Annotated in this window: 17 protein-coding genes; 14 read left to right on the forward strand and 3 right to left on the reverse strand. The window is 68.8% G+C overall.

Features of this window, described 5'->3' with window-relative positions; all coding sequences use genetic code 11:
• Window positions 1-345: 345 nt before the first annotated feature.
• Window positions 346-1,608 carry a class I SAM-dependent methyltransferase gene (locus QSJ59_RS18215; RefSeq protein ID WP_285760822.1) on the reverse strand — a complete coding sequence of 421 codons (1,263 nt, stop codon included), beginning with the start codon at window positions 1,606-1,608 and terminating at the stop codon, window positions 346-348.
• 193 nt (window positions 1,609-1,801) lie between these two features.
• On the opposite strand from QSJ59_RS18215, the gene groES reads away from it, so the two are divergent.
• From groES to galE, 9 genes are all read left to right on the forward strand, one after another.
• Window positions 1,802-2,113: a co-chaperone GroES gene (groES, locus tag QSJ59_RS18220; protein WP_285760823.1), complete on the forward strand. Its 312-nt coding sequence runs from the start codon at window positions 1,802-1,804 to the stop codon at window positions 2,111-2,113.
• 143 nt (window positions 2,114-2,256) lie between these two features.
• Window positions 2,257-3,876, forward strand: a complete 1,620-nt coding sequence (gene groL / locus QSJ59_RS18225; protein WP_285760824.1) for a chaperonin GroEL — start codon at window positions 2,257-2,259, stop codon at window positions 3,874-3,876.
• Window positions 3,877-4,079: 203 nt separating this feature from the next.
• Complete coding sequence (locus QSJ59_RS18230) at window positions 4,080-4,676, forward strand: sigma-70 family RNA polymerase sigma factor (RefSeq protein ID WP_285760859.1); 597 nt, start codon at window positions 4,080-4,082, stop codon at window positions 4,674-4,676.
• A 234-nt stretch (window positions 4,677-4,910) separates the two neighbouring features.
• Window positions 4,911-6,413, forward strand: a complete 1,503-nt coding sequence (guaB, locus tag QSJ59_RS18235; protein WP_285760825.1) for an IMP dehydrogenase — start codon at window positions 4,911-4,913, stop codon at window positions 6,411-6,413.
• Window positions 6,414-6,594: 181 nt separating this feature from the next.
• Window positions 6,595-7,707 (forward strand): GuaB3 family IMP dehydrogenase-related protein, encoded by a 1,113-nt coding sequence (locus QSJ59_RS18240; RefSeq protein WP_285760861.1) that lies wholly within the window; start codon window positions 6,595-6,597, stop codon window positions 7,705-7,707.
• A gap of 160 nt (window positions 7,708-7,867) precedes the next feature.
• Window positions 7,868-8,737 carry a lytic murein transglycosylase gene (locus QSJ59_RS18245; RefSeq protein WP_285760826.1) on the forward strand — a complete coding sequence of 290 codons (870 nt, stop codon included), beginning with the start codon at window positions 7,868-7,870 and terminating at the stop codon, window positions 8,735-8,737.
• A gap of 126 nt (window positions 8,738-8,863) precedes the next feature.
• Window positions 8,864-10,576: a glycerol-3-phosphate dehydrogenase/oxidase gene (locus QSJ59_RS18250; protein WP_285760827.1), complete on the forward strand. Its 1,713-nt coding sequence runs from the start codon at window positions 8,864-8,866 to the stop codon at window positions 10,574-10,576.
• A gap of 540 nt (window positions 10,577-11,116) precedes the next feature.
• On the forward strand, window positions 11,117-14,629 hold the full coding sequence (locus QSJ59_RS18255) for a bifunctional glycosyltransferase/CDP-glycerol:glycerophosphate glycerophosphotransferase (protein WP_285760829.1): 3,513 nt from the start codon (window positions 11,117-11,119) through the stop codon (window positions 14,627-14,629).
• Between the two features lie 71 nt (window positions 14,630-14,700).
• Window positions 14,701-15,720: a UDP-glucose 4-epimerase GalE gene (gene galE / locus QSJ59_RS18260; protein WP_285760830.1), complete on the forward strand. Its 1,020-nt coding sequence runs from the start codon at window positions 14,701-14,703 to the stop codon at window positions 15,718-15,720.
• A gap of 67 nt (window positions 15,721-15,787) precedes the next feature.
• On the opposite strand, the gene QSJ59_RS18265 is transcribed toward galE, so the two are convergent.
• Window positions 15,788-16,792: a CDP-alcohol phosphatidyltransferase family protein gene (locus QSJ59_RS18265; RefSeq protein ID WP_349497220.1), complete on the reverse strand. Its 1,005-nt coding sequence runs from the start codon at window positions 16,790-16,792 to the stop codon at window positions 15,788-15,790.
• Window positions 16,793-17,193: 401 nt separating this feature from the next.
• Between QSJ59_RS18265 and QSJ59_RS18270 the strand changes: the two genes are divergently transcribed.
• The 3 genes from QSJ59_RS18270 to QSJ59_RS18280 all read left to right on the forward strand — a co-directional run bounded on the left by QSJ59_RS18270 (window position 17,194) and on the right by QSJ59_RS18280 (window position 22,106).
• Window positions 17,194-18,558 carry a 3' terminal RNA ribose 2'-O-methyltransferase Hen1 gene (locus tag QSJ59_RS18270; protein WP_285760833.1) on the forward strand — a complete coding sequence of 455 codons (1,365 nt, stop codon included), beginning with the start codon at window positions 17,194-17,196 and terminating at the stop codon, window positions 18,556-18,558.
• Entirely contained in the window at window positions 18,555-21,128 is a 2,574-nt protein-coding gene (locus QSJ59_RS18275) for a polynucleotide kinase-phosphatase (RefSeq protein WP_285760834.1), read from the forward strand. The genes QSJ59_RS18270 and QSJ59_RS18275 overlap by 4 nt, the downstream gene beginning before the upstream one ends.
• 129 nt (window positions 21,129-21,257) lie before the next feature.
• Window positions 21,258-22,106: a DUF4097 family beta strand repeat-containing protein gene (locus QSJ59_RS18280; protein WP_285760836.1), complete on the forward strand. Its 849-nt coding sequence runs from the start codon at window positions 21,258-21,260 to the stop codon at window positions 22,104-22,106.
• Between the two features lie 32 nt (window positions 22,107-22,138).
• Here the strand turns inward: QSJ59_RS18280 and QSJ59_RS18285 are convergent, their stop codons facing one another.
• Window positions 22,139-23,383, reverse strand: coding sequence for an FAD-dependent oxidoreductase (locus tag QSJ59_RS18285; protein ID WP_285760837.1), 1,245 nt, complete (start codon window positions 23,381-23,383; stop codon window positions 22,139-22,141).
• A gap of 195 nt (window positions 23,384-23,578) precedes the next feature.
• Between QSJ59_RS18285 and QSJ59_RS18290 the strand changes: the two genes are divergently transcribed.
• Together QSJ59_RS18290 and guaA are read left to right on the forward strand one after the other, a co-directional pair.
• Window positions 23,579-25,153 carry a succinic semialdehyde dehydrogenase gene (locus QSJ59_RS18290; RefSeq protein ID WP_285760838.1) on the forward strand — a complete coding sequence of 525 codons (1,575 nt, stop codon included), beginning with the start codon at window positions 23,579-23,581 and terminating at the stop codon, window positions 25,151-25,153.
• A 132-nt stretch (window positions 25,154-25,285) separates the two neighbouring features.
• The gene (gene guaA / locus QSJ59_RS18295) at window positions 25,286-26,872 is read left to right on the forward strand and encodes a glutamine-hydrolyzing GMP synthase (protein ID WP_285760862.1); all 1,587 of its coding nucleotides are present in this window, start codon (window positions 25,286-25,288) and stop codon (window positions 26,870-26,872) included.
• Window position 26,873: the final 1 nt, after the last annotated feature.

Here is a 26,873-nt window from a genome sequence, read left to right on the forward strand (position 1 = left end):
TGGTGTTCCCGTGGAAGTCTGGCAAGGTATGCGGCCGGCGAAAAGGGGGGTCCGGCCCCCGTGTTCGTGACGTTGGGCGATGGTCCGTCTACTTTGAGTAGGCGCTATGGCCATGCGGGACGGCTAGCGAGCCGGGTGCAGCCGGTCGGACTTGGGGATTGCCAGACGAATCCACGAGACAGGGGAGAAAGGATTCAGTGAGTTCAGTTTAACGACATGATCATGGTCCACCCCAAGGAAGTGGCGAAGATACCTGTTTTTGGGGAACGCCCTTGACTTGGTTATATGTTGCTTTCCTTGGCCTTCCGCGAGGCGTGGTGGGCGTGCGGGGTTCGCGTCCCCCGGCTAGGCGTCCCCGCTGACCTCGCTGCACAGCAGGTAGAAGGGGCGATCGCCGATTCGGGTGAGGACGACCACGGCCGATTCGGGTCCGGACGCCTTGAGGTCGCGGCGCAGTTTGTCCACGTCCACGGCGGAACCGCGTTTCTTAATCGTTATCTTTCCGGCGTCGCGTTCCCGCAGCGCCGCCCTGAGTCGCTTCAGGGAGAACGGCGTCACCTCGTGGACCACGTAGGCGCGGCAGAGCGGAGTGCGGACGAGCCGGTCCGAAGTGATGTAGGCGATAGCCGGATCGATGAGCGCGCCGTCCACCGCCCGTGCCGCCTCGGCCACCAGATGCGAGCGCACGACCGCGCCGTCCGGCTCGTAGAGGTAGCCACGTGGGGCGGAAACCTCGGGGGCGCCCAGGTCGGGATCGGCCGTCAGCGTGGTTGTCCCCGGTGTCGCGCCCTTGGTCCGGATCAACGTGGCGCTCCGGGTCGGGCCGGACTCCTCGACCAGCCCCCCGAACCACAGTGCGGCTTCCTTGACCTCCCAGTCCACCGATATCCACTCGGCGCTGACCTCCTTCGGCACCAGGTCGTGCGGGATGCCGGGGGCGGCTTTCACGCAGGCGGCGGGTGCTGTCTCGGCCAGCCGGGTCACGGTGTCCCAGGAGGGGGAGTAGGCGTGGGGGTTGAAGATCCGGCCGCGCGCGCCGCGTCTGGCGGGGTCGCAGAAGACCGCCGAGTAGTCCTCGGGGGCGACCGCACTGGCGTCACCGGCGCGGACCCGCGCCAGCCCGGTCAGGCCCATCGCCTCGATGTTGGCCTGGGCCACGGTCAACGTGAACGGATCCAGGTCCACGCCTTCGACGGCCAGCCCCTCCTCCGCCATGGCGATCAGGTCCGCGCCGATCCCGCAGCACAGGTCGCCCACCGGCGGCTCGCCGCCGGGGCCCAGCCGCGCCGCGAATCTGCCCGCGCGGTGCCGTGCGACCGGAGCCCTGGTCGCCTGCTCCAGTCCATTGGGGGTGAAGAACATCCGGTCCGCGGCCGGTCCGAATTTCTCCTTGGCCCGCCCGCGCAGCCGGGCTTGGGTGAGCGCGGCGTTGACGAGCTCGGTCGTCGGTACGTCCCAGTGGCTTTTCGCCAGTGCGGGGTCGGCGCGCAACCGAGTGGCGGCTTTCAGCGGATCGGCATCGATCTCAGCGGGGTCCAGACCCTCCAATACTCCGCGTCCTGCCGGTGTGAGCAGCGCGAGTAGCCCCGCTATCGGCCCGTTTGTCACCCTCGCGTTCCCCCGTGACCTGTTGTTTGACGAGCTGGATGCACGCGACTACTGTTCCATATTGGCACTCTCAAGGGTAGAGTGCTAACCGCGACGAGGCCGGTCTGGCACCCGCGACGACAGGCCGCCGTGGTCGCCCCTTTTACCTGCATGCCGTTTCACAATCAGCGATTCTGAAGGGGGAGGTCACACCGTGTCGACCGCCACCAAGACTGTTCTCAAGCCGCTTGAGGACCGCGTCGTCGTCCAGCCGCTCGAAGCCGAGCAGACCACCGCGTCTGGCCTGGTCATCCCGGACACCGCCAAGGAGAAGCCCCAAGAGGGCCGTGTCGTTGCCGTGGGCCCGGGCCGCTGGGACGACGAGGGCGAGAAGCGTATTCCGCTGGACGTCAAGGAGGGCGACCTCGTCCTCTACAGCAAGTACGGCGGCACCGAGGTCAAGTACAACAACGAGGACTACCTCGTGCTCTCCGCCCGCGACCTGCTCGCGGTCGTCGAGAAGTAAGACCTCGGAAAACACCTTTTCCGGGTAATGCATGACGGCGCGCGGGCGGGGTTTCACGACATCCGCCCGCGCGTCTTTCATGTGCCCCCGGCGGGCGGGGTCCACTCGCCCGCCGTACTTGACTTTGAGGAACCGAGGAACCCATGCCGAAGATCCTGGAATTCGAGGACGACGCGCGGCGCTCGCTTGAGCGCGGTGTGGACCGTCTCGCCAACGCGGTCAAGGTCACGCTCGGCCCGCGTGGCCGCAACGTGGTCATTGACAAGAAGTTCGGTGCTCCCACCATCACCAACGACGGTGTGACCGTCGCGCGTGAGGTGGAGCTGGACGACCCCTACGAGAACCTGGGCGCCCAGCTCGTCAAGGAGGTCGCCACCAAGACCAACGACGCCGCCGGTGACGGCACCACCACCGCCACGGTGCTGGCGCAGGCACTGGTGCGCGAGGGTCTGCGCAGTGTTGCCGCCGGGGCGTCCGGTCTCTCCCTCAAGAAGGGCATCGACGCCGCCGCGCGCGCCGTCTCCGAGACCCTGCTCTCCCAGGCCCGCGAGATCGGCGAGCGCGCCGACATCGCCTACGTCGCGACCAACTCCGCGCAGGACGAGCAGATCGGCGAACTCATCGCCGAGGCGTTCGACAAGGTCGGCAAGGACGGTGTCATCACCGTCGAGGAGTCCCAGACCTTCGGCATGGACCTGGAGTTCACCGAGGGCCTGCAGTTCGACAAGGGCTACATCTCGCCCTACTTCGTCACCGACGGCGACCGCCAGGAGGCGGTGCTGGAAGACGCCCTGATCCTGATCAACCAGGGCAAGATCTCCAGCCTCAACGAGCTGCTGCCGCTGCTGGAGAAGATCGTCCAGACCAAGAAGCCGCTGCTCATCATCGCCGAGGACATCGACGGCGACGCGCTGAGCGCGCTCACCCTCAACAAGCTGCGCGGGGCGCTCAACGTCGCGGCGGTCAAGGCGCCCGGCTTCGGTGAGCGCCGCAAGGCCATGCTCCAGGACATCGCGACCCTCACCGGCGGTCAGGTCATCGCCGAAGAGGTCGGCCTGACCCTGGAGAACGCCGAACTCGACGTGCTGGGCACGGCACGCCGTATCACCGTCACCAAGGACGCGACGACCATCGTCGACGGTGCGGGCGAGCAGACCGAGGTCACCGAGCGGATCAGCCAGATCCGCAAGGAGATCGAAGCCAGCGACTCCGACTGGGACCGCGAGAAGCTCCAGGAGCGTCTGGCCAAGCTGGCCGGCGGCGTGAGCGTCCTGCGGGTGGGTGCGGCCACCGAGGTCGAGCTCAAGGAGAAGAAGCACCGTCTCGAGGACGCCATCTCCGCGACCCGCGCGGCCGTCGAAGAAGGCATCATCCCCGGTGGAGGTGCCTCCCTCGTACACGCGGCCAAGGCGCTGGAGGACGGCCTGGGCCTCACCGGCGACGAGGCCACCGGTGTGGCCATCGTGCGTCGTGCGCTGGTCGAGCCGGCGCGCTGGATCGCGGTGAACGCCGGCGCCGAGGGCTACGTCGTGACCGCCAAGATCGCCGAGTTGGAGCCCGGACAGGGCTACAACGCGGCCACCGGTGAGTACGGCGACCTCGTCGCCCAGGGCATCATCGACCCGGTCAAGGTCACCCGCTCCGCCGTGCAGAACGCCGCGTCCATCGCCGGCATGCTGCTCACCACCGAGGTTCTTGTCGTGGACAAGCCCGAGGAGGACGACGAGGCCGCGGGCGGCCACGGCCACGGCCACGGTCACTAGGAGCCGAGCCGGTCGCGCCCGACGTTTCGTCGAATGGGCGATACCATGCGTGTCCCGGGCGCCAGCCCGGGACACGCGCGCTTTTCGGCACTACGACAGCAAAAGTCCCAAATGTAATCATTCTGTTGCCGAGAATCGTGACGTGTGACTCTCCACGAGTGGGCATCATTCGATATGTGACGGATCTACGCGTCGCGGGGGCCATGCTCGCGCAAAGACCTGCTGTCTTGCCGAAGGCGGACGATGCGGCGCTCGACCACCTGACATCGCTGGCCGTCCAGGGGGACGACGGAGCGATGGACTCGCTCCTCCGCGAGGTCCGCCCAATGGTGCTCAGGTACTGTCGAGCCCGGCTCGCCCGCGTCTCCGGTTACGCCCACTACTCCGACGATGTGGCCCAAGAGGTCTGCATCGCCCTGCTCGTTGCCCTTCCGCGCTACCAAGACCGCGGACGCCCCTTCGCCTCATTCGTGTTCGGTATCGCCGCGCACAAGGTCGCCGACGCGCTGCGCGGCTCCACTCGCGCCGACGTCCCCACCGATTCGGTCCCCGAACGTGCCGACGACGCCCCGGGCCCGGAAGAGTCCGTGGTGCGCACGGTGGAGGCCGAGCGGGCAAGGGCACTGCTGAGCGAACTTCCCGAGCAGCAGCGACGGCTGCTCGCCATGCGTGTGATTGCGGGTCTTTCTGCTGATGAGACGGGACATGTACTGGGAATGTCGCCCGGAGCGGTTCGGGTTGCCCAGCACCGAGCTCTGGCTCGGCTTCGGCAGGTGGCCCTGGCGAACCGCCTCTTCTAGCCGTTCGCGGTCGGCCGGCCACCCTGTCGCTTTTTCCGGTTCGCGCCGTGGTGGTCGGGGCCGGGCCCGTCGGACCGCAATTCCCTGCTGCGCAGTGCCCCGAGGCCGGGGGAGCCGTCGCCGCCGGTGAGCGGTCCCGGTGCTGTGAGTCTCCCGACTCGGAGTTTGGTCCCCGCCCGGTAGTGAGTGCGGCCTAGGATGAAAAGGCAAGCTGCCGCGCGGTTGGAAGGTGTCATGTCGCTGAATCAATCGGGGAGCTCACAGGACGTCCAGAAGGTGCTCGGTCCCGGCCTCACCTATGACGACGTCCTGCTGGTGCCCGCCTACTCCGACCTTCAACCCGGCGACGCCGAGCCCACGACCAGGCTCTCCCGCAACATCACGTTGCAAATTCCGCTGCTCTCGGCGGCAATGGACACCGTCACCGAGTCCCGGATGGCCGTGGCGATGGCTCGCCAAGGTGGAGCGGGCGTGCTGCACCGCAACCTCACCATCGAGGACCAGGCCGCCCAGGTGGACCTCGTCAAGCGGTCCGAGGCCGGCATGATCACCGATCCGGTGACCTGTAGCCCCGACGACACCCTCGCCGACGTCGAGGAGCTGAGTGCCCACTACCGGATCTCCGGCGCGCCGGTGACCGACGGTGAAGGTCGCCTCGTCGGAATCGTCACCAATCGCGACATGCGTTTTGAAGAGGACCGCACCCGACTGGTCCGTGACGTCATGACACCGATGCCGCTGGTCACCGCACCGGTCGGCGTGTCGCGCGACGAGGCTTTCGTGCTTCTGCGCGACAACAAGATCGAGAAACTGCCGCTCGTCGACCAGCAGGGCCGGCTGCGCGGACTGATCACGGTCAAGGACTTCACCAAGAGCGAGCAGTACCCCGACGCCACGAAGGACGCCGAGGGCCGACTCGTGGTGGGAGCGGCCGTCGGCGTCGGTGTCGACGCGGAGCAGCGAGCCCACGCCCTGGTCGAATCCGGTGCCGACTTCATCGTGGTCGACACCGCCCACGGGCACTCCACCGGCGTCCTGGAGATGATCGCCAAACTCAAGGCCAACACCAGGGCCGACGTCATGGCGGGCAACATTGCCACCCGTGCCGGTGCCCAGGCCCTGGTCGACGCCGGTGCGGACGCCATCAAGGTCGGTGTGGGCCCCGGCTCCATCTGCACCACCCGTGTGGTTGCCGGAGTGGGCGCGCCCCAGGTCACCGCGGTTCTTGAGGCAGCGAAGGCGGCCGGACCGGCCGGCGTTCCGGTCATCGCCGACGGTGGCCTCCAGTACTCCGGTGACATCGCCAAGGCGATCGTCGCGGGTGCCAGCGCCGTAATGCTGGGCAGTCTGCTGGCCGGGGTCGAGGAGAGCCCGGGCGAACTCATCTTCATCAACGGCAAGCAGTTCAAGTCCTACCGGGGCATGGGCTCGCTGGGCGCGATGCGCGGTCGCTCGTTCTCCAAGGACCGCTACTCCCAGGCCGATGTGAGCAGCGAGGAGAAGCTGATCCCCGAGGGCATCGAGGGGCAGGTCCCCTTCCGAGGCCCACTCTCGGCGGTCGCGCACCAGCTCGTCGGTGGCCTGCGCCAGTCCATGTGGTACGCCGGGGTGCGCACGGTCGCCGACCTGCGCGACCGCGGACAGCTCATGCAGATCACCTCGGCGGGGCTCAAGGAAAGCCACCCGCACGACATCCAGATGACGGTCGAGGCGCCCAACTACCACACGCGTCGCTGACCGGCGAAGACACGGGCCGTCTGCCCTTGTCTGCGGGCCGGGGTGCTCCCGGTTCGCGGACGGGCAGCGGCCCCGGTGCCGGCCGGCACTGGCGTTTTTGCTGCTCGGCGGTAAACTCGCCGCCGAGCAGTACCGGCCGGTGGGTAGCACCGGCTACACGGACCAAGAGGGGATCGAAGCGTTGGCTCAGGTTGAGATCGGGCTCGGCAAGAACGGGCGGCGAGCCTACGAGCTCGACGAGATCGGGATCGTGCCCGCGCGTCGTACGCGTGACCCCGAAGAAGTGTCCATCGCGTGGCAGATCGACGCCTACCGGTTCGAGACGCCTCTGGTGGTCAGCCCCATGGACAGCGTGGTCTCGCCCAAGACCGCCGTCGCTGTCGGAGAACTGGGCGGCCTGGGTGTTCTCGACCTCGAGGGCCTGTGGACCCGCTACGAGGACCCCGAGCCGCTGCTGGCCGAGATCCGCGAGCTCGACACCGTCGCCGCGACCAAGCGGTTGCAGGAGATCTATGCGGCGCCCATCCAGGAGGAGCTGATCGGCCGACGCATCGAGGAGATCCGCCAGGCCGGCGTCACCACCGCGGCCAGGCTCTCCCCGCAGCGCACCGCTCAGTACCACAAGGCCGTCATCGACGCGGGTGTGGACATCTTCGTCATCCGCGGCACCACCGTGTCGGCCGAACACGTCTCGGGGCGCGCCGAGCCCCTCAACCTCAAGCAGTTCATCTACGACCTCGACATCCCCGTCGTCGTCGGCGGCTGCGCAACCTACACCGCCGCACTTCACCTGATGCGTACCGGTGCGGCCGGCGTGCTCGTGGGCTTCGGCGGCGGTTCCGGCCACACCACCCGCAGCGTCCTCGGAGTTGCGGTGCCCATGGCCAGCGCGGTTGGTGACGTCGCCGCGGCCCGCCGCGACTACCTCGACGAGTCCGGCGGCCGCTACGTGCACGTCATCGCCGACGGTGGGATGACGCGCAGCGGTGACATCGCCAAGGCCCTGGCCTGCGGCGCCGACGCCGTTATGGTCGGTTCGCCCCTGGCCCGTGCGGCGGAGGCCCCGGGAGCCGGGTACCACTGGGGGAGCGAGGCCCACCACAGCGAGCTGCCGCGTGGGGAGCGGGTGGAGGTCGGTACCGCCGGCACCCTCCGCGAGATCCTGCACGGCCCCGCCTCCACCAGCGACGGCTCGATGAACCTCATGGGTGCCCTCCGACGCACCATGGCGACCTCGGGCTACACCGACCTCAAGGAGTTCCAGCGGGTCGAGGTCGTCGTCGCACCGCACTAGCGTGCGGGCCGCGTCGGGGCACTCCTCCGGCGCGGCCCGGCCCCCTGTCCTGCCGGGCTCTCCTCCCGGCCCGAACGCCACCGGATCTGCCTATGAGTGCCGGTGTCCAGTAGCCCCCGTTGGCCGTTTCCCTGTCCGGAATAGACCGAGCGAGGTGCCGGTGACCGTTTCCCCTCCCGTGGACGGTGCACGCCCCCAGCCCCCCGGGGCTTCCGCGACCGACCACTCCTGGAAACCGGTGATCGCGGCCTGTACGGCACTGGTTGCCGTGGCCGGAGTAACCGGGACGATCCTGGCCGGTGTGTCCACGGTCGTCGAGTCGGCTGCCCCCCGTTCGCTTCCGCCCGGCCCGACCGAGTCCGCCGGCAGTGTCGAGGCGGTGCGCGAAGACACCGCACCGCGTGAGCGCTCCGCCACCGAGGAGTCCGCCGACACCCGTCCCTCGCCCATGGCCGCCGAGGTCGCAGAAGAGGCCAGTCCGGAATGGCTGGACCGGGTCTCCGCCGCCACGGGGATTCCGCGTCGTGCCCTCCAGGCGTACGCCAACGCCCAGTTGCGGTTGATGAACGAGCAGCCGCATTGCCAGATCTCCTGGCCCACACTCGCCGCCATCGGCTCGGTGGAGTCCCGGCACGGCACCTATGCCGGCGGCGAGATCGGCCCGGACGGAGTGACCACGGTCAAGGTGATCGGCATCCCTCTCAACGGGGAGAACAACACCGCGGCCATCCCCGACACCGACGGCGGACGCCTCGACGGCGACACCGAGTGGGACCGTGCGGTCGGCCCCATGCAGTTCATCCCCACCACGTGGGAGATCTGGGGTGCCGACGCCAGTGGCGGCGATGATCCCGACCCGCACAACATCGACGACACCGCGCTCAGCGCGGCCCGGTACCTGTGCCACCAGGACCGCGTCCTGACCACCTCCGAAGGATGGTGGGCGGGGATCCTCTCCTACAACCAGTCCGAGCGCTACGGTAACGACGTCCTCGACGTCGCCAACGATTACGTCAACGCGCTGAGCTGACCTCCGCATCCGGTTCGCGATCCCGACGCGGCGCACCAGACCGACACCATCCAGGCGTTATAGCCTGATAGACCCGGGTACGCGATCAAGCGCAGTCGGACAGTCACCGGTCTGGGAGGGCGTGAGATGACGGTAGCGCAGATGGGGCCCAAGGAACGGTCGGCATCGCTGGAACACATGGCCGACAACGAACTCGACGTGCTGGTCGTCGGCGGTGGGATCGTCGGCGCGGGAGTGGCGCTGGACGCGGTGTCCAGAGGACTCTCCGTGGGACTGGTCGAGGCGCGCGACTTCGCCTCCGGAACCTCCAGCCGATCCAGCAAGCTGATCCATGGCGGACTGCGTTACCTGGAGCAGTTGGACTTCGAACTGGTGCGAGAGGCGCTCACCGAACGGGGTCTGCTGCTGGGGCGACTCGCGCCGCACCTGGTGCGTCCCGTGCCGTTCGTTTTCCCTTTCACCAAGCACTGGGAGCGTCCCTATATCGGAGCCGGTGTCACGCTCTACGACGCACTGGCCCTGACGGCTGCCCACTCGCGGGGGCTGCCCGGACACCGCCACCTCACCCGCAACGGCGCGCTGCGGGTCTTCCCCGCGCTCAAGCGCGACGCGCTGGTCGGCGCGGTGCAGTACTGGGACGCCCAGGTCGATGACGCCCGCTACGTCATTGCCCTGCTGCGCACCGCTGTCACCTACGGGGCCAAGGTCGCCCCCCGGGTGCAGGCCGTCGGTTTCCTGCGCGAGGGCGAGCACGTGACGGGGGCGGCGGTCGTCGATCTGGAAACCGGAAAAGATTTCCAGATCCGCGCCAAGCAGGTCGTCAATGCCGCAGGGGTGTGGACCGATGACATCCAGGAGATGGTGGGCGGCCGGGGCCAGATCCATGTGCGCGCGTCCAAGGGCGTGCACCTGGTGGTGCCCAGGGACCGCATCCAGGCATCCTCGGGGCTGATCCTGCGCACCGAGAAGAGTGTGCTGTTCGTCATCCCGTGGGGCCGGCACTGGATCGTGGGCACCACCGACACCGAGTGGGACCTGGACAAGGCGCATCCGGCGGCCAGCCGCACCGACATCGACTACGTGCTCGACCACGTGAACGCGGTGCTACGAGTTCCGCTGAGCAGGGACGACGTCGAAGGGGTCTACGCGGGGCTGCGGCCGTTGCTGTCGGGGGAGTCCGACAACACCTCCAAGCTCTCCCGCGAGCACATGGTCGCCCACCCCGTCCCCGGCCTGGTCCTCATCGCGGGAGGCAAGTACACCACCTACCGCATCATGGCCAAGGACGCGGTGGACGCGGTGGCCCACGGGCTGGGCGGTGGTGTGCCGTCCTCTGTCACCGACCGGGTGCCGTTGGTCGGCGCGGACGGTTATGCCGCGCTGTGGAACCGCCGGCACGTGCTGGCCCGACAGTCCGGCGTGCACGTCTCCCGGATACAGCACATGCTGCGCCGGTACGGCTCGATGATCCACGAGATCCTGGATCTCATCGCCGAGCGCCCCGATCTCAAGGAGCCGTTGACCGGCGCAGAGGACTACCTGCGCGTCGAGGTGGTCTATGCGGCCGAGTTCGAGGGAGCCCGGCACCTCGACGACGTGTTGTCCCGGCGTACCCATATCTCCATCGAGACCTGGGATCGCGGCCTTGCCGTGGCCGAGGAAGCCGCGGAGCTGCTCGCCGGTCCGTTGGGGTGGGAGGCCGACCAGGTTCGGCGCGAGGTGGAGTACTACCGCAAGCGCATCGAGGCCGAGCGCGCGGCGCAGGAGCAGGACAGCGACCAGGAGGCCGACGCTGTTCAGCACGGCGCCCCCGACATCGTTCCCGCAGCCAGGGGTTGAGGGCCCGGCGGAGGTGGTTTCGGTCAGGCCGACACCACCTCCGCTGAATCCGTCTCACTGCGTGCACTGCTGAATCCCCGAGACCACTCCGGACGCGTGATTTAGCAGGTCAGAAGCGTGGTTTCGAGGGCACAACGGACTCGCTTATCATCTGGGGTAATGCTCGGGTTCACCGGTTCTTTCCGGTTGCCGGTCGCACCGATTCCCTTTGCCAGAAGGGGTGCAGGGGAGTCGCACCGCTCCGGGGAGGTCCGGGGGGCAAGCCGTGGCGGGGGACGTCCCCGTTCGGCGAATCCGAGTTGAACACCTCCGTGAACGCCCTTGCCCGGTTGGCGGTGCGCTTATCGGTCGGTCGGTTTCCCCAGGTAGGGTTTTCCGACGTCCAACCGCAGTGGGATGCTCACGCGGTGTTTGCGGTGTTCGGCGACAAATGCGGCCCATGTTCGGCTCTGGGGCCCGCGCTCGCCGCGACCGCTATTCGGAGCCAACCTGGAATCTGCCCGGCATGTCACTGACGGCATGTGGGTCTTGGAGAAATTTGTGGTCACCCTCAGCGTCATCGTTCCTATCTACAATGTCGAGCGCTATCTCGACGAGTGCTTGAGGTCCCTGCAGCTGCAGAGCTGGACCGACCTCGAAGTGGTGATGGTCGATGACGGATCTCCCGATGACAGTGCGGTCATCGCCCAGCGTTTCGCCGAAGAGGACCCGCGCTTCACGCTCGTGCGGCAGAGCAACGGCGGCCTCGGCGCCGCGCGCAACACGGGGATCCGCAACGCCTCGGGTGAGTTCCTCTCCTTCGTGGACAGCGACGACGTCATCCCGCCCTTCGCTTTCGGCTACCACATGCGCAGTCTGTTGGAGAGCGGATCGGACTTCTCCACCGGAAACGTGCACCGGTTCAGTGAGCTCGGCACGCGCCAGTCGCCGATGCACCGCAAGATCTTTCAGACCACGGTCAAGAAGACGCACATCACCGAGCGCGACACGCTTCTGATCGACCGGCTTGCCACCAACAAGGTGTGGCGCCGCGCGTTCTGGGACGCCAACGAGCTGTGGTTCCCCGAAGGCGTGCTCTACGAGGACGTGTCCGTCGTGATCCCCGCGCACTTCCTCGCCGCAGCCGTGGACGTGCTCGCCTCCCCGGTCTACCTGTGGCGCGAGCGTCCCAGCGACGACAAGTCCATCACCCAGGACCGGCTGCACGTCAAGGGCCTGGAGGATCGCTTCCGCGCGGTCCGCGAGACCAGCGACTTCCTCGCCGCGCACCGCACCCCGCTCGACAAGCGCCGGTGGGACCGCACCGGCCTCGGCAGCGACCTGCGAATTTTCATGCAGGTCCTCGACATCGCCGACGACGAGTTCCGGCAGCGTTTCCTCGACCTCGGCAACGCCTACATGGACACCATCGACCCGCAGGTGTACCAGGAGCTCTCCGCGGCCGAGCGGCTGAAGTGGCACCTGGTGCGCCGCCGCATGCTGCCCCAGTTGCTGGAGGTCCTCACCTTCAACAAGAGCGTCGAGCAGAAGAAGGCCAAGGCGGTCCGGCACGGCGTCAAGTTCTACGCCGACTACCCGTTCAAGGACGATCCCGCGGTCGGGATTCCGCGCAGCATCTACCGCCTGGACCGCGAACTCGTGATCCGGCAGAAGGCCGAGGAGGTGCGCTGGGAGGACGGCAAGCTCGTCATCCGCGGTCGGACCTGCCTGAAGTTCCTTCGTCCCAACAAGCGCATCCAGCAGCACCTGCGGGCCCGGGCGGTCAACCCCGCCACCGGCGCCGAGGTCAAACTCGCCGTCACCATGCACCAGGCCAACGAGTTCCGCCTTCCCAAGGACGCCGTCACCGCGCGCCGTGACTGGGGCGGCTACGAGATCGTGGTGGACCCCGCGGCCCTCAGGAGCGGCGGCCAGTGGCAGCCGAGCGAGTGGTTCGTCGACCTCCTGGTCTTCAACCGCGGCCTCACCCGGCGCGAGCGGCTGGCCCGGCCCAGTTCCGGTGCTCCTCAGCGACCCGCCGCCCAGAAGGTGGGCGACGACGTCTGGGTGCGTCCGTCCTGGCGCGGGTCCGACGGTCTGTGCCTGGCGGTCGACCCGCTGCGCGCGCAGTTGGCCGGGCACCGCCTCGACGGCGATGTGCTCACGCTCGACGGAACCGTTGCCGCGCCCGCGGGGGCGGCCGCCTCGCTGCGGCTCACCCGGATGCCCGGCGACGTCACCGCCGAGGTCCCGATGGAGATCACCGCAGGGGGAGCTTTCACCGCCGGCGTCCCGGTGTCAGCCCTGACCGAGGGCTTCCAGCAGCGGCGCTCCGTCGTGGGCGGCCCGGTCACCTCCGAGCGCTGGGAGGTCCATGTCGTTCTCGACAATGGCGAGGCCATCCAGGTCTCCCTGGCCGACAACACGCGCGAGGACCGCTACCGCGTGCAGGACCACCAGATCGACGTCGAATGCAACAGCGCCGGATGGGCCTTCCTCCGGGCCGGGGTGGACCGCCCCTCGATCACCGACGTGTCGTGGGAGGGCGACCTGCTGCGGGTCTCGGGGGACTTCTATGCGGCCGACCCCACCGGCCTCAGCTTCGTGCTCAAGGCCAGGGGGCGGACCGAGGAGCGCTCGTTCCCGTTGGAGCTCGACGGCTCTCGCTTCTCCGTGACGCTGAGACCCACGGCACTACCCTCCTTCGGGGCGCAGATCCCGCTCGTCGCCGGGCAGTACCGGCTCCTCGTGCGCCGTACCACCGGGCCCAACGAGTGGCAGGACAGTTACGCCCAGATCCACCACGACCTCCTGCCCTCCCTGCCGGCCGCGACCGATGCCGCCGGCCGCACCGTTTCGCTGGACGCGATCCGCCACGACGTGCCGGTCCTGACCGTGGGATCCGCGTTGCGAGCCGAGGACCGCGGGAGCTACGCCCAGCAGCAGTTGCGGGAGAAGACCTATCCCCGCTTGCGCAAGCAGCCCATCGCCCCCGGCCTGCTGTTCGACAGCTACACCGGCAAGCAGTTCTCCGACAGCCCCCGCGGGATCTACGAGGAGCTGGTGCGCCGCGGGATCGACCGTCCGGCCTCCTGGCTGGTGCGCGACCAGCAGGTGGCCCTCCCCGACGGCCTCACTCCCGTGCCGCACACCAGTCGCGAGTACTTCGACGCGCTGGCACGGTCGGAGTTCATCGTCTCCAACGCCCACCTCCCCCTGTGGTTCGAGAAGCGCCCCGGCCAGACGGTCGTGCAGACCTGGCACGGCTCCATGCTCAAGCGCATCGGCTTCGACATCGAGCACGTCCAGTTCGCCAGCCGCAACTACCACGAGCGGTTGCGCCACGAGACCAAGCAGTGGGACTTCCTCGTCTCGCCCAGCCCCTGGGCGACCCCCATCCTGCAACGGGCCTTCCAGTTCGAGGGCGAGATCCTGGAGACCGGCTACCCGCGCAACGACATCTTCCACTCGCCTCAGCGCGACGCCCTCACCCGCGAGGTGCGTGAGCGGCTCGGACTGCCCGAAGGCAAGAAGGTCGTCCTCTACGCCCCGACCTGGCGCGACGACAAGTTCTACTCGCCCGGCAAGTACAAGCTGGATCTGCACCTGGACCTTCAGCGGATGTACGAGCGGTTGGGCGACGACCACGTGCTGATGGTGCGCCGTCACCCCAACATCGTGGACCGCGTCCCGGTCGTCGGCGAGGGCTTCGTGTGGGATGTCTCGACCTATCCCGAGATCCAGGAGCTTTTCCTGGTCACCGACCTGCTCGTCACCGACTACTCGTCGCTGATGTTCGACTTCGCCAACACCGGCCGGCCGATCCTGTTCTTCACCTACGACCTGGCGGACTACCGCGACAACCTGCGCGGTTTCTACTTCGACTTCAACGAGACCGCCCCCGGTCCGCTGCTCATGACCTCTGACGAGGTGATCGGGGCGATCGAGAACATCGACGAGACACACGCCGCCCACCAGGACAAGTACCGGGCCTTCGTGAAACAGTTCTGTCCTCTCGACGACGGGAAGGCCGCGGCGCGCATCGTCGACCGCCTGTTCCCGACGCTGGGCTGACCGAGCCGAGCGGTTCGTAACGCGGGGCCCGCGATCCTTCGCGGGCCCCTGACCCTTTCCGGGAGTGGCACATGAGAATCCTGCTGACCGGCGGAGCCGGTTACATCGCGACACACACCGCAGTGGAGTTGATCGCCCAAGGGCACGATGTCGTCCTCGTCGACAACCTCGTCAACAGCCACCCCGAGGCCGTGCGCCGAGTGGAGCGCATCACCGGGCGCACCATCGCCTTCCACGTCGGGGACTGCGCGGACCCGGAGGTACTGGAGAAGGTGTTCGCCGAACACGAGATCGACGCGGTCGTGCACTTCGCCGGACTCAAGGCAGTGGGCGAGTCCACCGCCCAGCCGCTGCGCTACTACCGCAACAATCTGGACGCCATGCTGACGCTGTGCGAGGTCATGGAGGCCCGCGGAGTGCGGCGTCTGGTGTTCAGCTCCTCGGCGACCGTCTACGGTGCCTGCGAGCAGGTGCCCATCACCGAGGACATGCCACTGGGCGTCACCAATCCCTACGGTGCCACCAAGCTGTTCGGCGAGCGGATCCTCACCGATCTCGCCGACGCCTCACCCGACTGGCACATCACGCTGCTGCGCTACTTCAACCCCATCGGCGCGCACCCCAGCGGTCTGATCGGCGAAGACCCCAACGACGTCCCCAACAACCTCTTCCCCTACCTCACGAAGGTCGCCGGCGGGAAACTGCCGGTGCTCCGGGTGTACGGGGACGACTACGACACCGTCGACGGAACCGGTGTGCGCGACTATCTGCACGTCGTCGACCTCGCCCGGGGGCATGTCGCGGCCATCGACCACATCGACGACCGGGCCGGTGTAGGCGTCTACAACCTCGGGACGGGACGGGGGACCTCGGTGCTGGAGGCGGTCCGGGCATTCGAGCGGGCAGTGGGCCGCTCCCTCCCCTACGAGGTGGTCGCCCGCCGTCCCGGGGACATCGCCACCTGCTACGCCGCACCCGACGCGGCGCGGCGCGACCTCGGCTGGACCGCCCTGCACACGGTGGACGACGCCTGCGAGGACGCCTGGCGCTGGCAGCAGGCCAACCCCGACGGCTATCGCACGGCCACCTGAGCACCGCAACCGAAAGAAGGGGGCCGGTGGCACACGCCACCGGCCCCCTTCACGCCTCCCGAAAAGGTCAGCCCTTCTGCTCGCTGAGGACCAGCGTGGTGCCCTGCTCCTCCGGCGGAGTGTTGGCGGCTCCCAGTTCCTCGATCTCGGCCAGCGTCTTGGTGAAGGCGCGCGTGGACAGCCACAGCTTGTAGATGAGCAGGAGCTCGAACGCCAGCATGAGGGCGGCGGCGGCGGCGATGACCACGAGCATGCCGGTGGCGGAGAAGGCCCCGACGACGGGGGCGATGATCGCCACGCTCATCTGGAACTCGATGCCGCTGAACAGGTGGGTGCGGACCCGGCTGGCCAGCAGTTGGTTGCGGAAACGCAGGTACCAGGGGAAGTGCGAGTTGAAGCGCTGCTGAAGCTTGGTCGCCCTGATCTCCCGGGCCCGCGCGCTGTGGCTGGGCACGATCACCTCGGGCTCCTGCGCCGGGGCGGGCTCCTCTTCGCCCGCGGCCGCGACGGGTTCGCTCTTCGCGACCTTCTCCTGGAGGTGCTGCAATTCGGCGTCGCCGGCGGCGGTGTGCTCCTCGGCGTCGCGCAACGCCGCGGTCAACCGCTTCTGCATGGCCTTGCGGACCTTGGCCATCTGGGAACCGTTGAGGTAGCGGAACATGTCGGTGAAGACGATGCCGACCGCGAACCAGATGAAGACGGGGTTGCCCGTCGCCGCGTACTGCCCGCCCATGAGGCCCACGGCGCAGGCCAGTACCCGGATCTGGTCGAACACGAAGTCCAGCCAGGTACCGAAGACCGAACCGGTGCCCTTCAACCGGGCGATCTTGCCGTCCATGCAGTCCAGGATGAAACTCAGGTGGAACAGCACTGCACCGGCGATCAACCACTGCGGCTGCCCGGTCGCGAAGCAGACGGCAGCCCCCATGCCCAGGACCATGGCGCCCATGGTGATCTGGTTGGGGGTGATCGACGTCCTGTTCGCCGTCACCAGGGTCAGGCGCGCGGCCACCGGGTCAACCAGGAACACGGTCCACCAGGCGTCACGTGCCTTGTATGTCTGTTCACGCACGTCATTGATCGTGAACCGCTGCATAGGGAACTCCAGAGCTCTGGACTGAGGGGGAAGAAGAGAGCAGTGATGGCGGCTATCGGCGAGAGTGCACCCGGAAACCGTGTCCACGGTGCATGCCGTGACGACCAGTAAAGAGCATCTAAAGAACGCCCGTGTTCTGATGCCGTCTCCGTCAGGTAACAGCCGGTCGCATCTTATCGAAAAAGCCCTTTCCCCTTGGGTGACAAACAGAGGTCTGCGCTGCGGTTTTCCCTTTGCCGGGGCAAATGGAGCCGCTTTGGCAAGAAGCTCCCGATGTAGGTGCGGGCATTGCGCGTCCCCAATGTCACACCCAATGCGGTGGGGGCCGCGAAGAAAAGCCCTCGACGATGGCGAAGCGGCACGGGCACACTTGGTCCGTGCTGCTGACGATCTCCGCCACCCGCTGTCCGGTCACCGAATTCGGGCTCCTGCTGCACAGCGATCCCGACACGGTGCAGACCGTCGAACAGGCCCATGGTGCAGCGCACGTCTTCTACCCGGAGGCGAACGAGCAGCGCTGCACGGCCGCGCTGCTGTTGGAGGTGGACCCGCTGCGGTTGCGGCGAACACGGGGGGGCCGCACCCCCGATTTCGCGTCGGTCCAGTACGTCAACGACCAGCCTTACGCGGCCTCCTCGCTGTTCGCGGCCACGATCGCCGCAGTCTTCCACCGTGCGCTCAACGGTGAGTGCCCGGAACGGCCGGAACGTGTGCGAACCGTGCTCGACCTCACCCTGCACCTGCCCGCCGTCCCGTGTGACGGCGGCCCCGGCCAGGCACGACAACTGTTCGAGCCGTTGGGCTGGACCGTGACGGCCGAGCCGGTCCCCCTTGACCCGGGCCTGCCGGGGTGGGGCGATTCCCGCTACCTCGCTCTCACCCTCACCGGTGAACAACGGGTGGCCGACGCGCTCAGCCACCTCTGTGTACTGCTCCCCGCCCTCGCCGGTGCGCCCCGCCTCCTGGGCGATGGCCGTGAGGCGGACCCCCTGAGGCACGCCGCCGGATGGCTGCCCGGACACCCGCACCGGGCACAGATCGCCGACCCGCCCCCGGAGGGGCACGACGAGGACGGCATCGCCGTCCGGCGCCTCGTCGAGGTCGAAGGACGCTCGACAGGAACAGGCAGCCCACCAGCGCACGAGACCCCGGCCGACGGCGGGCGGCACGCCGACGCCGTACTGGCGGTACTCCTGGAGGAGAACGCCCGCAGCGTCGTCGACCTCGGTTGCGGGAGTGGTCGGCTGCTCGCCCTGCTGTGCGCCGAGCCGACCCTGGAAAGGATCACAGGGGTGGACGTGGCGGGTGCCGCGCTCCGACGGGCCGAACGCCTGCTGGGCCAGGACCGCATCGACGAGCCCGCCCGTCTGGCCCTGCTGACCGGTTCCGTCCTCTACCGCGACGACCGGTTCGCATCCCATGACGCCGCCGTTCTCATGAACGTGGTCGAGCACATCGAGCCGGGCCGACTCCCCGCCATGGAACAGGTCGTGTTCGGACACGCCGCGCCGAGGACCGTCGTGGTCACCACTCCTGAGGCCGATTCCGCCCCCCGCGACGTGGCGGAGGGGGCGGGTGCGTACCGACACCCCGATCAGCGGTTCGCGTGGACCCGCGACCGTTTCCGGGCATGGGCGCAACGTGTCGCGCGTGTCCACGGCTACCGCGTCCGGTACGTTCCGGTCGGCCCCGACGACCCAGGACCCGGCCCCGCAACCCAGATGGGGGTGTTCACCAGATGAGCAGTGAGCGGGTGCTCACCGTTCCCCAGAGCGGATTGGTCCTGCTCGTCGGTGTCCCCGGGGCGGGCAAGACCACCTTCGCCGCTCGGAATTTTCTGCCCTCCCAGATCGTGGGGCTGGACTTCTGCCGTGTCGCGGTCGGTGACGACCCCACCGATCCCACTGCTGACGGTGACGCCCTCGACCTGCTGCACCACATGGTCAGGCTGCGGCTGGGCCGCGGCCTGCTCACCGTCGTGGACGCAGGCAACGTCCAGGAGCGGGCCCGGCGGCAGTTGGCGCGCATCGCCAAGGACAACGACGTGCCGTGCACCGCGATCGTCCTGGACGTCCCCGAAAGCCCGGCCCGACAGCGCGTCCGGGAGCGTCACGGGCCCGCCGCGGATACCCGTGACGTCGCGCTCCAGTACCGCGAACTCCATCGCGGACTGGGCCGGATGCAACGACAGGGGATCGGCCGGGTCCACGTGCTGCACGGGCCGCCGGAGGTCGACACCGCGGTCATCGCCTACGAGAGGTCGACCGACGACAGGCGCGACCGCACCGGTCCCTTCGACATCATCGGCGACGTCCACGGGTGCCGCTCCGAACTTGAGGCGCTGCTCACCGAACTCGGCTACGCACTGCATCGTGACCGGCTCGGCCGGGCCGTGGACGCAACCCACCCCGAGCGCACCGTCCTCTTCGTCGGCGACCTCGTGGACCGTGGCCCCGACTCACCCGGAGTTCTGCGCCTGGTCATGGGGATGGTCGCGTCGGGCCATGCACTGTGCGTCTCGGGCAACCACGAGAACAAGCTCGTCCGGGCGCTCAAGGGCGGTGCCGTGCGGCCCTCCCACGGTCTCGCCGAGACCCTGGAGCAACTCGATGCCGAATCGGAGGAGTTCCGGGCACGGGTCCTCGCCTTCTGCGCCGGACTGGTCGACCACTACCGGCTCGACGGAGGCAGGCTGGTGGTGGCGCACGCCGGCCTCGCCGAGCGCTACCACGGGCGAACCTCGGGGCGCGTGCGTTCCTTCGCCCTCTACGGCGAGACCATCGGGGCGACCGACGAGTACGGGCTGCCGGTACGCCACCCGTGGGCGAACGACTACCGAGGACGGGCCACGGTGGTCTACGGGCATGTCCCCACGCCCGAGCCCGAGTGGGTCAACAACACCATCTGCCTGGACACCGGCTGCGTGTTCGGGGGCCGCCTCACCGCGTTGCGCTACCCCGAACGCGCGCTCGTCGCCGTTCCCGCCGAACGGATCTGGTACCGGCCGGCCCGCCCTTTCCCGAGCCCGCATGCAGGTCCTGGCGCCCCGGCCCTCCGCGCGGTGGGGGCCGTCGACGCCGGCGACGTGTTCATGGACGGTGACCGCCTCGGCGGGAAGGTGGAGACCGCGCACGGAACCGTCCGGGTGGGGCCCGAGCAGGCGGCGGCGGCGCTGGAGATGATGAGCCGTTTCGCGGTGGACCCGCGCTGGCTCCTCTACCTGCCGCCCGCCATCGCCCCGGTCCCCACGTCGGGTGACCCCGCCCTGCTGGAACGTCCGGAGGAGGCGTTCACCCATTACCTCGACAACGGTGTGCACCGGGTGGTGTGCCAGGAGAAGCACGCGGGGACACGTGCGGTGGTCGTCGTATGCCGGGACGAGGGGGCGGCGGCGCGCCGATTCGTCCCCGAGGCGCTGGGGGCCGTCTACACCCGGACGGGACGGCCGTTCTTCGCCGATCCCGAGGTGGAGGCGGAGGTCCTGACCGCTCTGCGCGAGGCGGTGGGCGCTGCCGGCCTGTGGGAGGACCTGGACACCGACTGGGTGGCCCTGGACGGGGAATTGCTGCCCTGGTCGCTCGGGAAAGAAGACCTTATCCGCGACCGCTACGCCACGGTCGGTGCCGCTGCCCGTGCCGCGCTGCCCGAGGCGGCCAGGGTTCTTGCTGCTGCGGCCGAGCGGGGGCTGGACGTGGCCGGCCTGGCGCGACGGGTGGAGGAGCGCGCGACGCGGATCGAGGCGTTCAGCCGGGTGTACCGGCGCGACAGCCGGCCCACCCGGGGGCCGGCCGGTGTGCGCTACGCGCCGTTCGCGCTGCTCGCCGCAGAGGGTGCCTCGTTCGCCGGTCGTGACCCCCTGTGGCACATGGGTCTGGCCGAGCGTCTCGCGGAGGCCGGTCCACTGGTACTGGCCACCCGCTACCTCGTGGTGGCCACCGCCGACCCCGGCGAGGTCACGGCTGCTGCGACCTGGTGGCGCGACCTGGTCGACGCAGGGGGAGCCGGGATGGTCGTTAAGCCGTCCCCCGGTGCACCGATCCGGGGAAGCGCGGGACCGGTGCAGCCGGGCCTGAAGGTCCGTTCGCCGGAGCACCTGCGCATCGCCTACGGCCCCGACTACGACGTCCCCGGGCAGTTGGCGGTCCTGCGCAACCGCCGACTGGCGAGGGTGAGCGCCATGGCGCTGAGCCAGCACGCGCTCGGTCTGGAGGCGTTGGCCAGGCACGCCCGACAGGAACCGCTGCGGCGTGTCCATCAGCCGGTCTTCGGGGTGTTGGCGCTGGGAGCCGAACCGGTGGACCCACGACTCTGACGGGGGCGGGCCTTCCGTCGCCGCGGTGGTGCTGGGCCTACCCCGCAAAGACGTGTAGGCGGGGTCGCAGTACCGCCCCTGCCGGAGGAACAATCGTCGACAGACAACGAAAACGGCGATGAGGCGGTTATGGGGAACACCACGACGAAGTACGCGGCGGTCGGGCTGGCGGCAGGGTGTGCGCTGATACTCACCGGGTGCGGCTTCCGGGTTTCCCTGGACACCGCGCTCGCCGAGGAGGAACGCAGCGACGCCTACTCAGGAGCAACGGCGTTGGAGCTGCGCAACCGCGACGGTGCGACCACCGTCGTCGGTGCCGACGTCGAGGAGATCACCCTCGAACGCGTCCTGCGCTACACCGGCGACACCCCGCCGGAGGAGCGTGTGGCAGAGGAAGGCCCGACCCTGGCCGTCACGGCGGGCGGGTGCGGAGGTTCGGTGGTGACGGTCGGTATCAACCAGTGCGCCATCGACTACACCGTCACCGTTCCCTCCGGTACCGCCGTGACCGTGGACAGCGGTGACGGTCCTGTCACCGTCGAGAACGCCGGAGAGGGCGCTGCCGTGGTGATCGAGGCCGGGGACGGGGCGATCGCGGTCAGCGGCAGTGCCGCACGGGTGGAGGCCACGACGACCGACGGGGCGGTGACTCTCACCGACATCACCGCCGAGACGGTCGTCGCGCGGGCCTTGGACGGTTCCGTCGAGGTCAGTACCACCGGAGAAGTCGAGACGCTCGACGCGTCCACCGGCGACGGTTCGATCACCATCACCGCCGGTTCCGGATTCGACGCGCTCACCGCCAAGGCGGGGGACGGCTCCATCACGGTCCTCACCCCCAGCGGTGGTGGCCCCTACACCTTGTCCACCAGCACGGTGGACGGTCGGGTGCGGGTGGACGTTCCCGAGAGCGACGACGCGCCGTCCACGATCGACCTGACCACCATCGACGGTTCCATCGAGGTACGGGAGAGCTGACCGCGCCCCGAAGGAGCGGAACCGACACGGCGCTACCGGCGTTCAGGGGTCCGGACGTGTTCGGGCAGCAGCCCGTACATCAGTGCCCGGCCCATCACCACGGACCACGGTTTGCTGGTGGTCACGTTCGTCAGGATCTCCGGCAGTGCCGCTTCGTCCCCCTCCAGTACGTGCTCGATCACCCGGTCCTGGATCACCCGTTGGATGCGCTGGGTGAACCGGGTGGGGAGCTCCCGGCGGCGCTGCACCCGCTGGACCAGGGCGGGGTTGAAGGTCCTGGAGAAGCGGTCGGGTACGGCCTGGGCGCGGTAGAGGGAGTCCGCCAGCAAGTTCGCGGTGGCCACCGCGTCCTGGATCGCCAGGTTGATGCCCACGCCGCCGATCGGGCTCATCGTGTGCGCCGCGTCGCCGATGCACAGCAGGCCGGGGACCGACCACTGGGGCAGCCGGTCGAGGCCCACCTCCAGGAACGCCACGTCGCCCCACGAGGTGATCGCGGAGGTCCGGTCGGCGAGAAAGGGCAGCAGCCGTCCCAGCGACTCCCGGAGCCCTCCGATGCCGCGGGCACGGATCTCCACGTGCTCGCCCTTGCGCACGATGAAGGCGACCTGCCAGTAGTCGCCCCGGTCGAAGGCCACGGCCAGTCCGCCCCCGCCGATCCGGCCGTTGAGTCCGGAGGGGTCCTGCGCCGTGCGGGGCAGCCGCAGCCACAGGACGTCCATCGGGGCCCCCAGGTCCACGGGGATCAGTCCGGCCGCGGAGCGCAGCGTCGAGCGGCGGCCGTCGGCGGCCACGGTCAACACGGACCGGAGTTCGTGTTCGCCGTCCGGGGTCGTGTAGCGGACCCCGCGCACCGCGCCGTCCTCTTCGAGCAGGCCGCGCACGTCGGCGTTCAGCACGAGGTGAAAACCCGGGTAGCGCGTGGCGTGCTCGGTGAGCATGGACAAGAAGTCCCACTGGGGAACCATCGCCACCCGCTTGTGCCTGCCGGGGACGTCGGCCAGCGAGACCTCCAGGAACGCGCGTTCGGCGGTTCCCATGCGGATGTGGGAGAGGTCGCGGTGCGGCAGCGCGTCCAGGGCGTCCAGCAGGCCCAATTCGTCGAGGAGGTCGAGGGTGGCGGGGTGCACCGTGTCGCCGCGAAAGTCGCGCAGGAAGTCGCCGTGCTTCTCCAGCACGGTGACCTCCACTCCGGCTCTGGCCAGGAGCAGACCCACCATGATGCCCGCAGGGCCGCCGCCGGAGACGGCGCAGGTGGTGGTCTGGGATCGCGTCATCGGCGAGCTCCTGGATGAGTGTGCCCCGAGGATTCATCGGTCACTGACACACAAGCCTCTCGGGGACGGGTTGTCCACCTGCCACGCACGAAAGAACCGATCGCGCATCGCCCTGCCAGCAAGGAGATCCGACGTCGTGTGCCCCGGGTTACCAGTGGGTAGTCAAGTCGTCCGGGGTCGCCTAAGCTGCCGGATATGGAAAACGTGACGAGCGCCACTACCGGTTCCACGGTGCTGCGGCCCGACCTGGTCCGACGGCTGGCGCAGCGCGTGGTCGGAACCTCGCGGCACTCCGCCGTCACCACCGCGCCCTTCACCGGGGAACCGCTCGCCGAGCTCCCGCAGAGCGGGGCCGACGACGTGGCCGAGGCATTCCGGCGCGCACGCGCCGCCCAACGGGACTGGGCAGCCCGTCCGCCGCGCGAACGCGTCGCCCCTTTCCTGCGTTTTCACGACCTGGTGCTGAGACGCCAGGCCGAAATCCTCGACATCGTCCAGTTGGAGACCGGCAAGGCGCGCCAACACGCCTTCGACGAGATCTACGACTGCGCCATGACCGCTCTGTACTACGCCCGGCACGCACCTCGCCTGTTGCAGCGGACCCGCACGGCAGGCGCCATGCCGCTGGCCACCCGCGCCTACGTGAACCGTCAGCCCAAGGGCGTCGTCAGCGTCATCACGCCGTGGAACTACCCCCTGTCGCTCCCGGTCGCCGACGCCGTACCGGCCCTGCTGGCCGGCAACGCAGTGGTCGCCAAACCCGACACCCAGACCGCGCTCAGTGCCCTGTGGGCCATCGACCTGTTGGTCGAAGCGGGACTGCCCGAGGAGTTGTGGGTGCCGGTGCTGGGGGAGCCCGCCCAGGTGGGCGACCCTTTGGTGGACAACGCCGACTACGTTGCCTTCACCGGTTCCTCCGCGTCGGGGGCGGCCGTCGCCGCGCGTGCCGCGTCCCGGCTCATCGGCTGTTCCGCGGAGCTCGGCGGGAAGAACCCCATGATCGTGTGCGCGGACGCCGACCTGGACTGGACCGTGCGGGGTGCGCTGCGCGCCTGCTTCAGCAACGCCGGCCAACTGTGCGTCTCCATGGAGCGCCTCTACGTCCACGACTCCGTCCACGACGCCTTCGCCGAGAAGTTCGCCGCCGCTGTGCGTGCCATGCGCCTGGGGACGGGGTTGGACTACTCGGCCGACATGGGATCGCTCACCTACCGGCGTCAGCTCGACCGGGTCAGCGAGCACGTGGACGAGGCACGCGCCAAAGGTGCCACCGTTCTTGCCGGGGGCCGGGCCCGCCCCGACATCGGCCCCTTGTTCTACGAGCCGACCGTCCTGACCGGTGTCGACGCCTCGATGGCCCTGTGCGCCGACGAGACCTTCGGCCCCGTCGTCTCGCTCTACCGGTTCGGTGACGAGAACGAGGCCGTCGAGCGCGCAAACGACACCGCCTTCGGCCTCAACGCCAGCGTCTGGACCCGCGACGCCGCACGCGGGCGCCGGATCGCCGAGCGGATCAAGGCCGGCACCGTCAACATCAACGAGGGGTTCGCGGCCACCTGGGCCAGTTACGGAGGACCCATCGGCGGGATGAAGCACTCAGGGCTGGGGCGTCGGCACGGTGCCGAAGGGCTGCTGTGCTACACCGAGGCGCAGACGATCGCCAGCCAGCACCACATCAGTCTCTCCGGGATGCCCGGAGCGGACGGCGAGACCGTCGCCACGCTCTTCACCTTCGCTGCGCGCGCCATGCGCCGCCTCGGAATCCGCTGACCTCAGGTTCACGGCACCCACCGCCTTGGGAGGGCGACCTCACGGTCGGCGGGGGCCGCCTATCCGGCCAACCCCGGTAGACACCGCACTAGACTGGTGCCAATCCATATCTACCTGCTGGAAGGCCGTTACGTGTCCGTTGCCGGTGCTGCCGACAGCACGTTCGACACCGTTCTCGTCGTCGACTTCGGCGCGCAGTACGCGCAGCTGATCGCGCGACGGGTTCGCGAGTGCCACGTGTACAGCGAGATCGTCCCCTCGACCATGCCGGTCGCCGAGATGCTTGCCAAGAACCCCAAGGCCATCATCCTTTCCGGCGGCCCTTCTTCGGTCTACGCCGACGGCGCCCCCCAGGCCCCGGAAGGACTCTTCGAGACCGGGGTGCCCACCTTCGGTATCTGCTACGGCTTCCAGGTGATGGCGAGGGCGCTGGGCGGTACCGTCGCCAAGACCGGGCTCTCGGAGTTCGGCCGCACCGAGATCGAGGTCGCCACCGACACCGTCCTCTTCGACACCCTTCCCCCCCAGCAGTCGGTGTGGATGTCCCACGGTGACTCCGTCTCCGAGGCCCCGGCCGGTTTCCGGGTGGTCGGGAGTACCACCGGTGCCCCCGTCGCGGCGATGGAAGCTCCCGACCAGGGTTTCTTCGGTGTCCAGTTCCACCCCGAGGTGTTGCACAGCGAGCACGGCCAGGCGGTGCTGCGTCACTTCCTCTACGAGGGTGCGGGCTGCCGGCCCACCTGGACCATGGTCAACATCGTCGAGGAGCAGGTCGAGCGCATTCGCGCCGAGGTCGGCACCAAGCGGGTCATCTGCGCACTCAGCGGCGGTGTCGACTCCGCCGTGGCCGGAGCGCTGGTCCAGCGTGCGGTCGGCGACCAGTTGACCTGCGTCTTCGTTGACCACGGCCTGTTGCGCAAGGGTGAGGCCGAGCAGGTCGAGAAAGACTACGTGGCCGCAACGGGGGCCGCGCTCAAGGTCGTCGACGCCCAGGAGCGCTTCCTCGGTGCGCTCGCCGGGGTCACCGACCCCGAGGAGAAGCGCAAGATCATCGGACGCGAGTTCATCCGGATCTTCGAGCAGGCGGCCCGCGAGGTCGTCGCCGAGGCCGGGGACGGCGACGCCGAGGTCGAGTTCCTGGTGCAGGGCACCCTGTACCCCGACGTCGTGGAGTCCGGTGGCGGTACCGGTACCGCCAACATCAAGTCCCACCACAACGTCGGTGGGCTCCCCGACGACCTCCAGTTCACCCTTGTCGAGCCGCTGCGCGAACTGTTCAAGGACGAGGTGCGCAGGGTCGGCGAGGAGCTGGGTCTGCCGGCCGAGATGGTCTGGCGCCAGCCCTTCCCCGGCCCCGGCCTGGGAATCCGCATCATCGGTGAGGTGACCGCAGAGCGCTTGGACATCCTGCGCGAGGCCGATGCCATCGCCCGCGAGGAGCTGTCGCGCGCAGGTCTGGACCGCGAGATCTGGCAGTGCCCGGTCGTGCTTCTGGCCGACGTCCGCTCCGTTGGGGTGCAGGGCGACGGCCGTACCTACGGCCACCCGGTCGTGCTGCGTCCGGTCAGCAGCGAGGACGCCATGACCGCCGACTGGTCACGCGTCCCCTATGACGTGCTCGCCGTGATCTCCAACCGGATCACCAACGAGGTCCGCGAGATCAACCGCGTGACCCTCGACGTCACCAGCAAGCCCCCGGGCACCATCGAGTGGGAGTAGC

Origin of the sequence: Nocardiopsis ansamitocini (genome assembly GCF_030268225.1) — a bacterium.
Classification (GTDB): Bacteria; Actinomycetota; Actinomycetes; order Streptosporangiales; family Streptosporangiaceae; genus Nocardiopsis_D; species Nocardiopsis_D ansamitocini.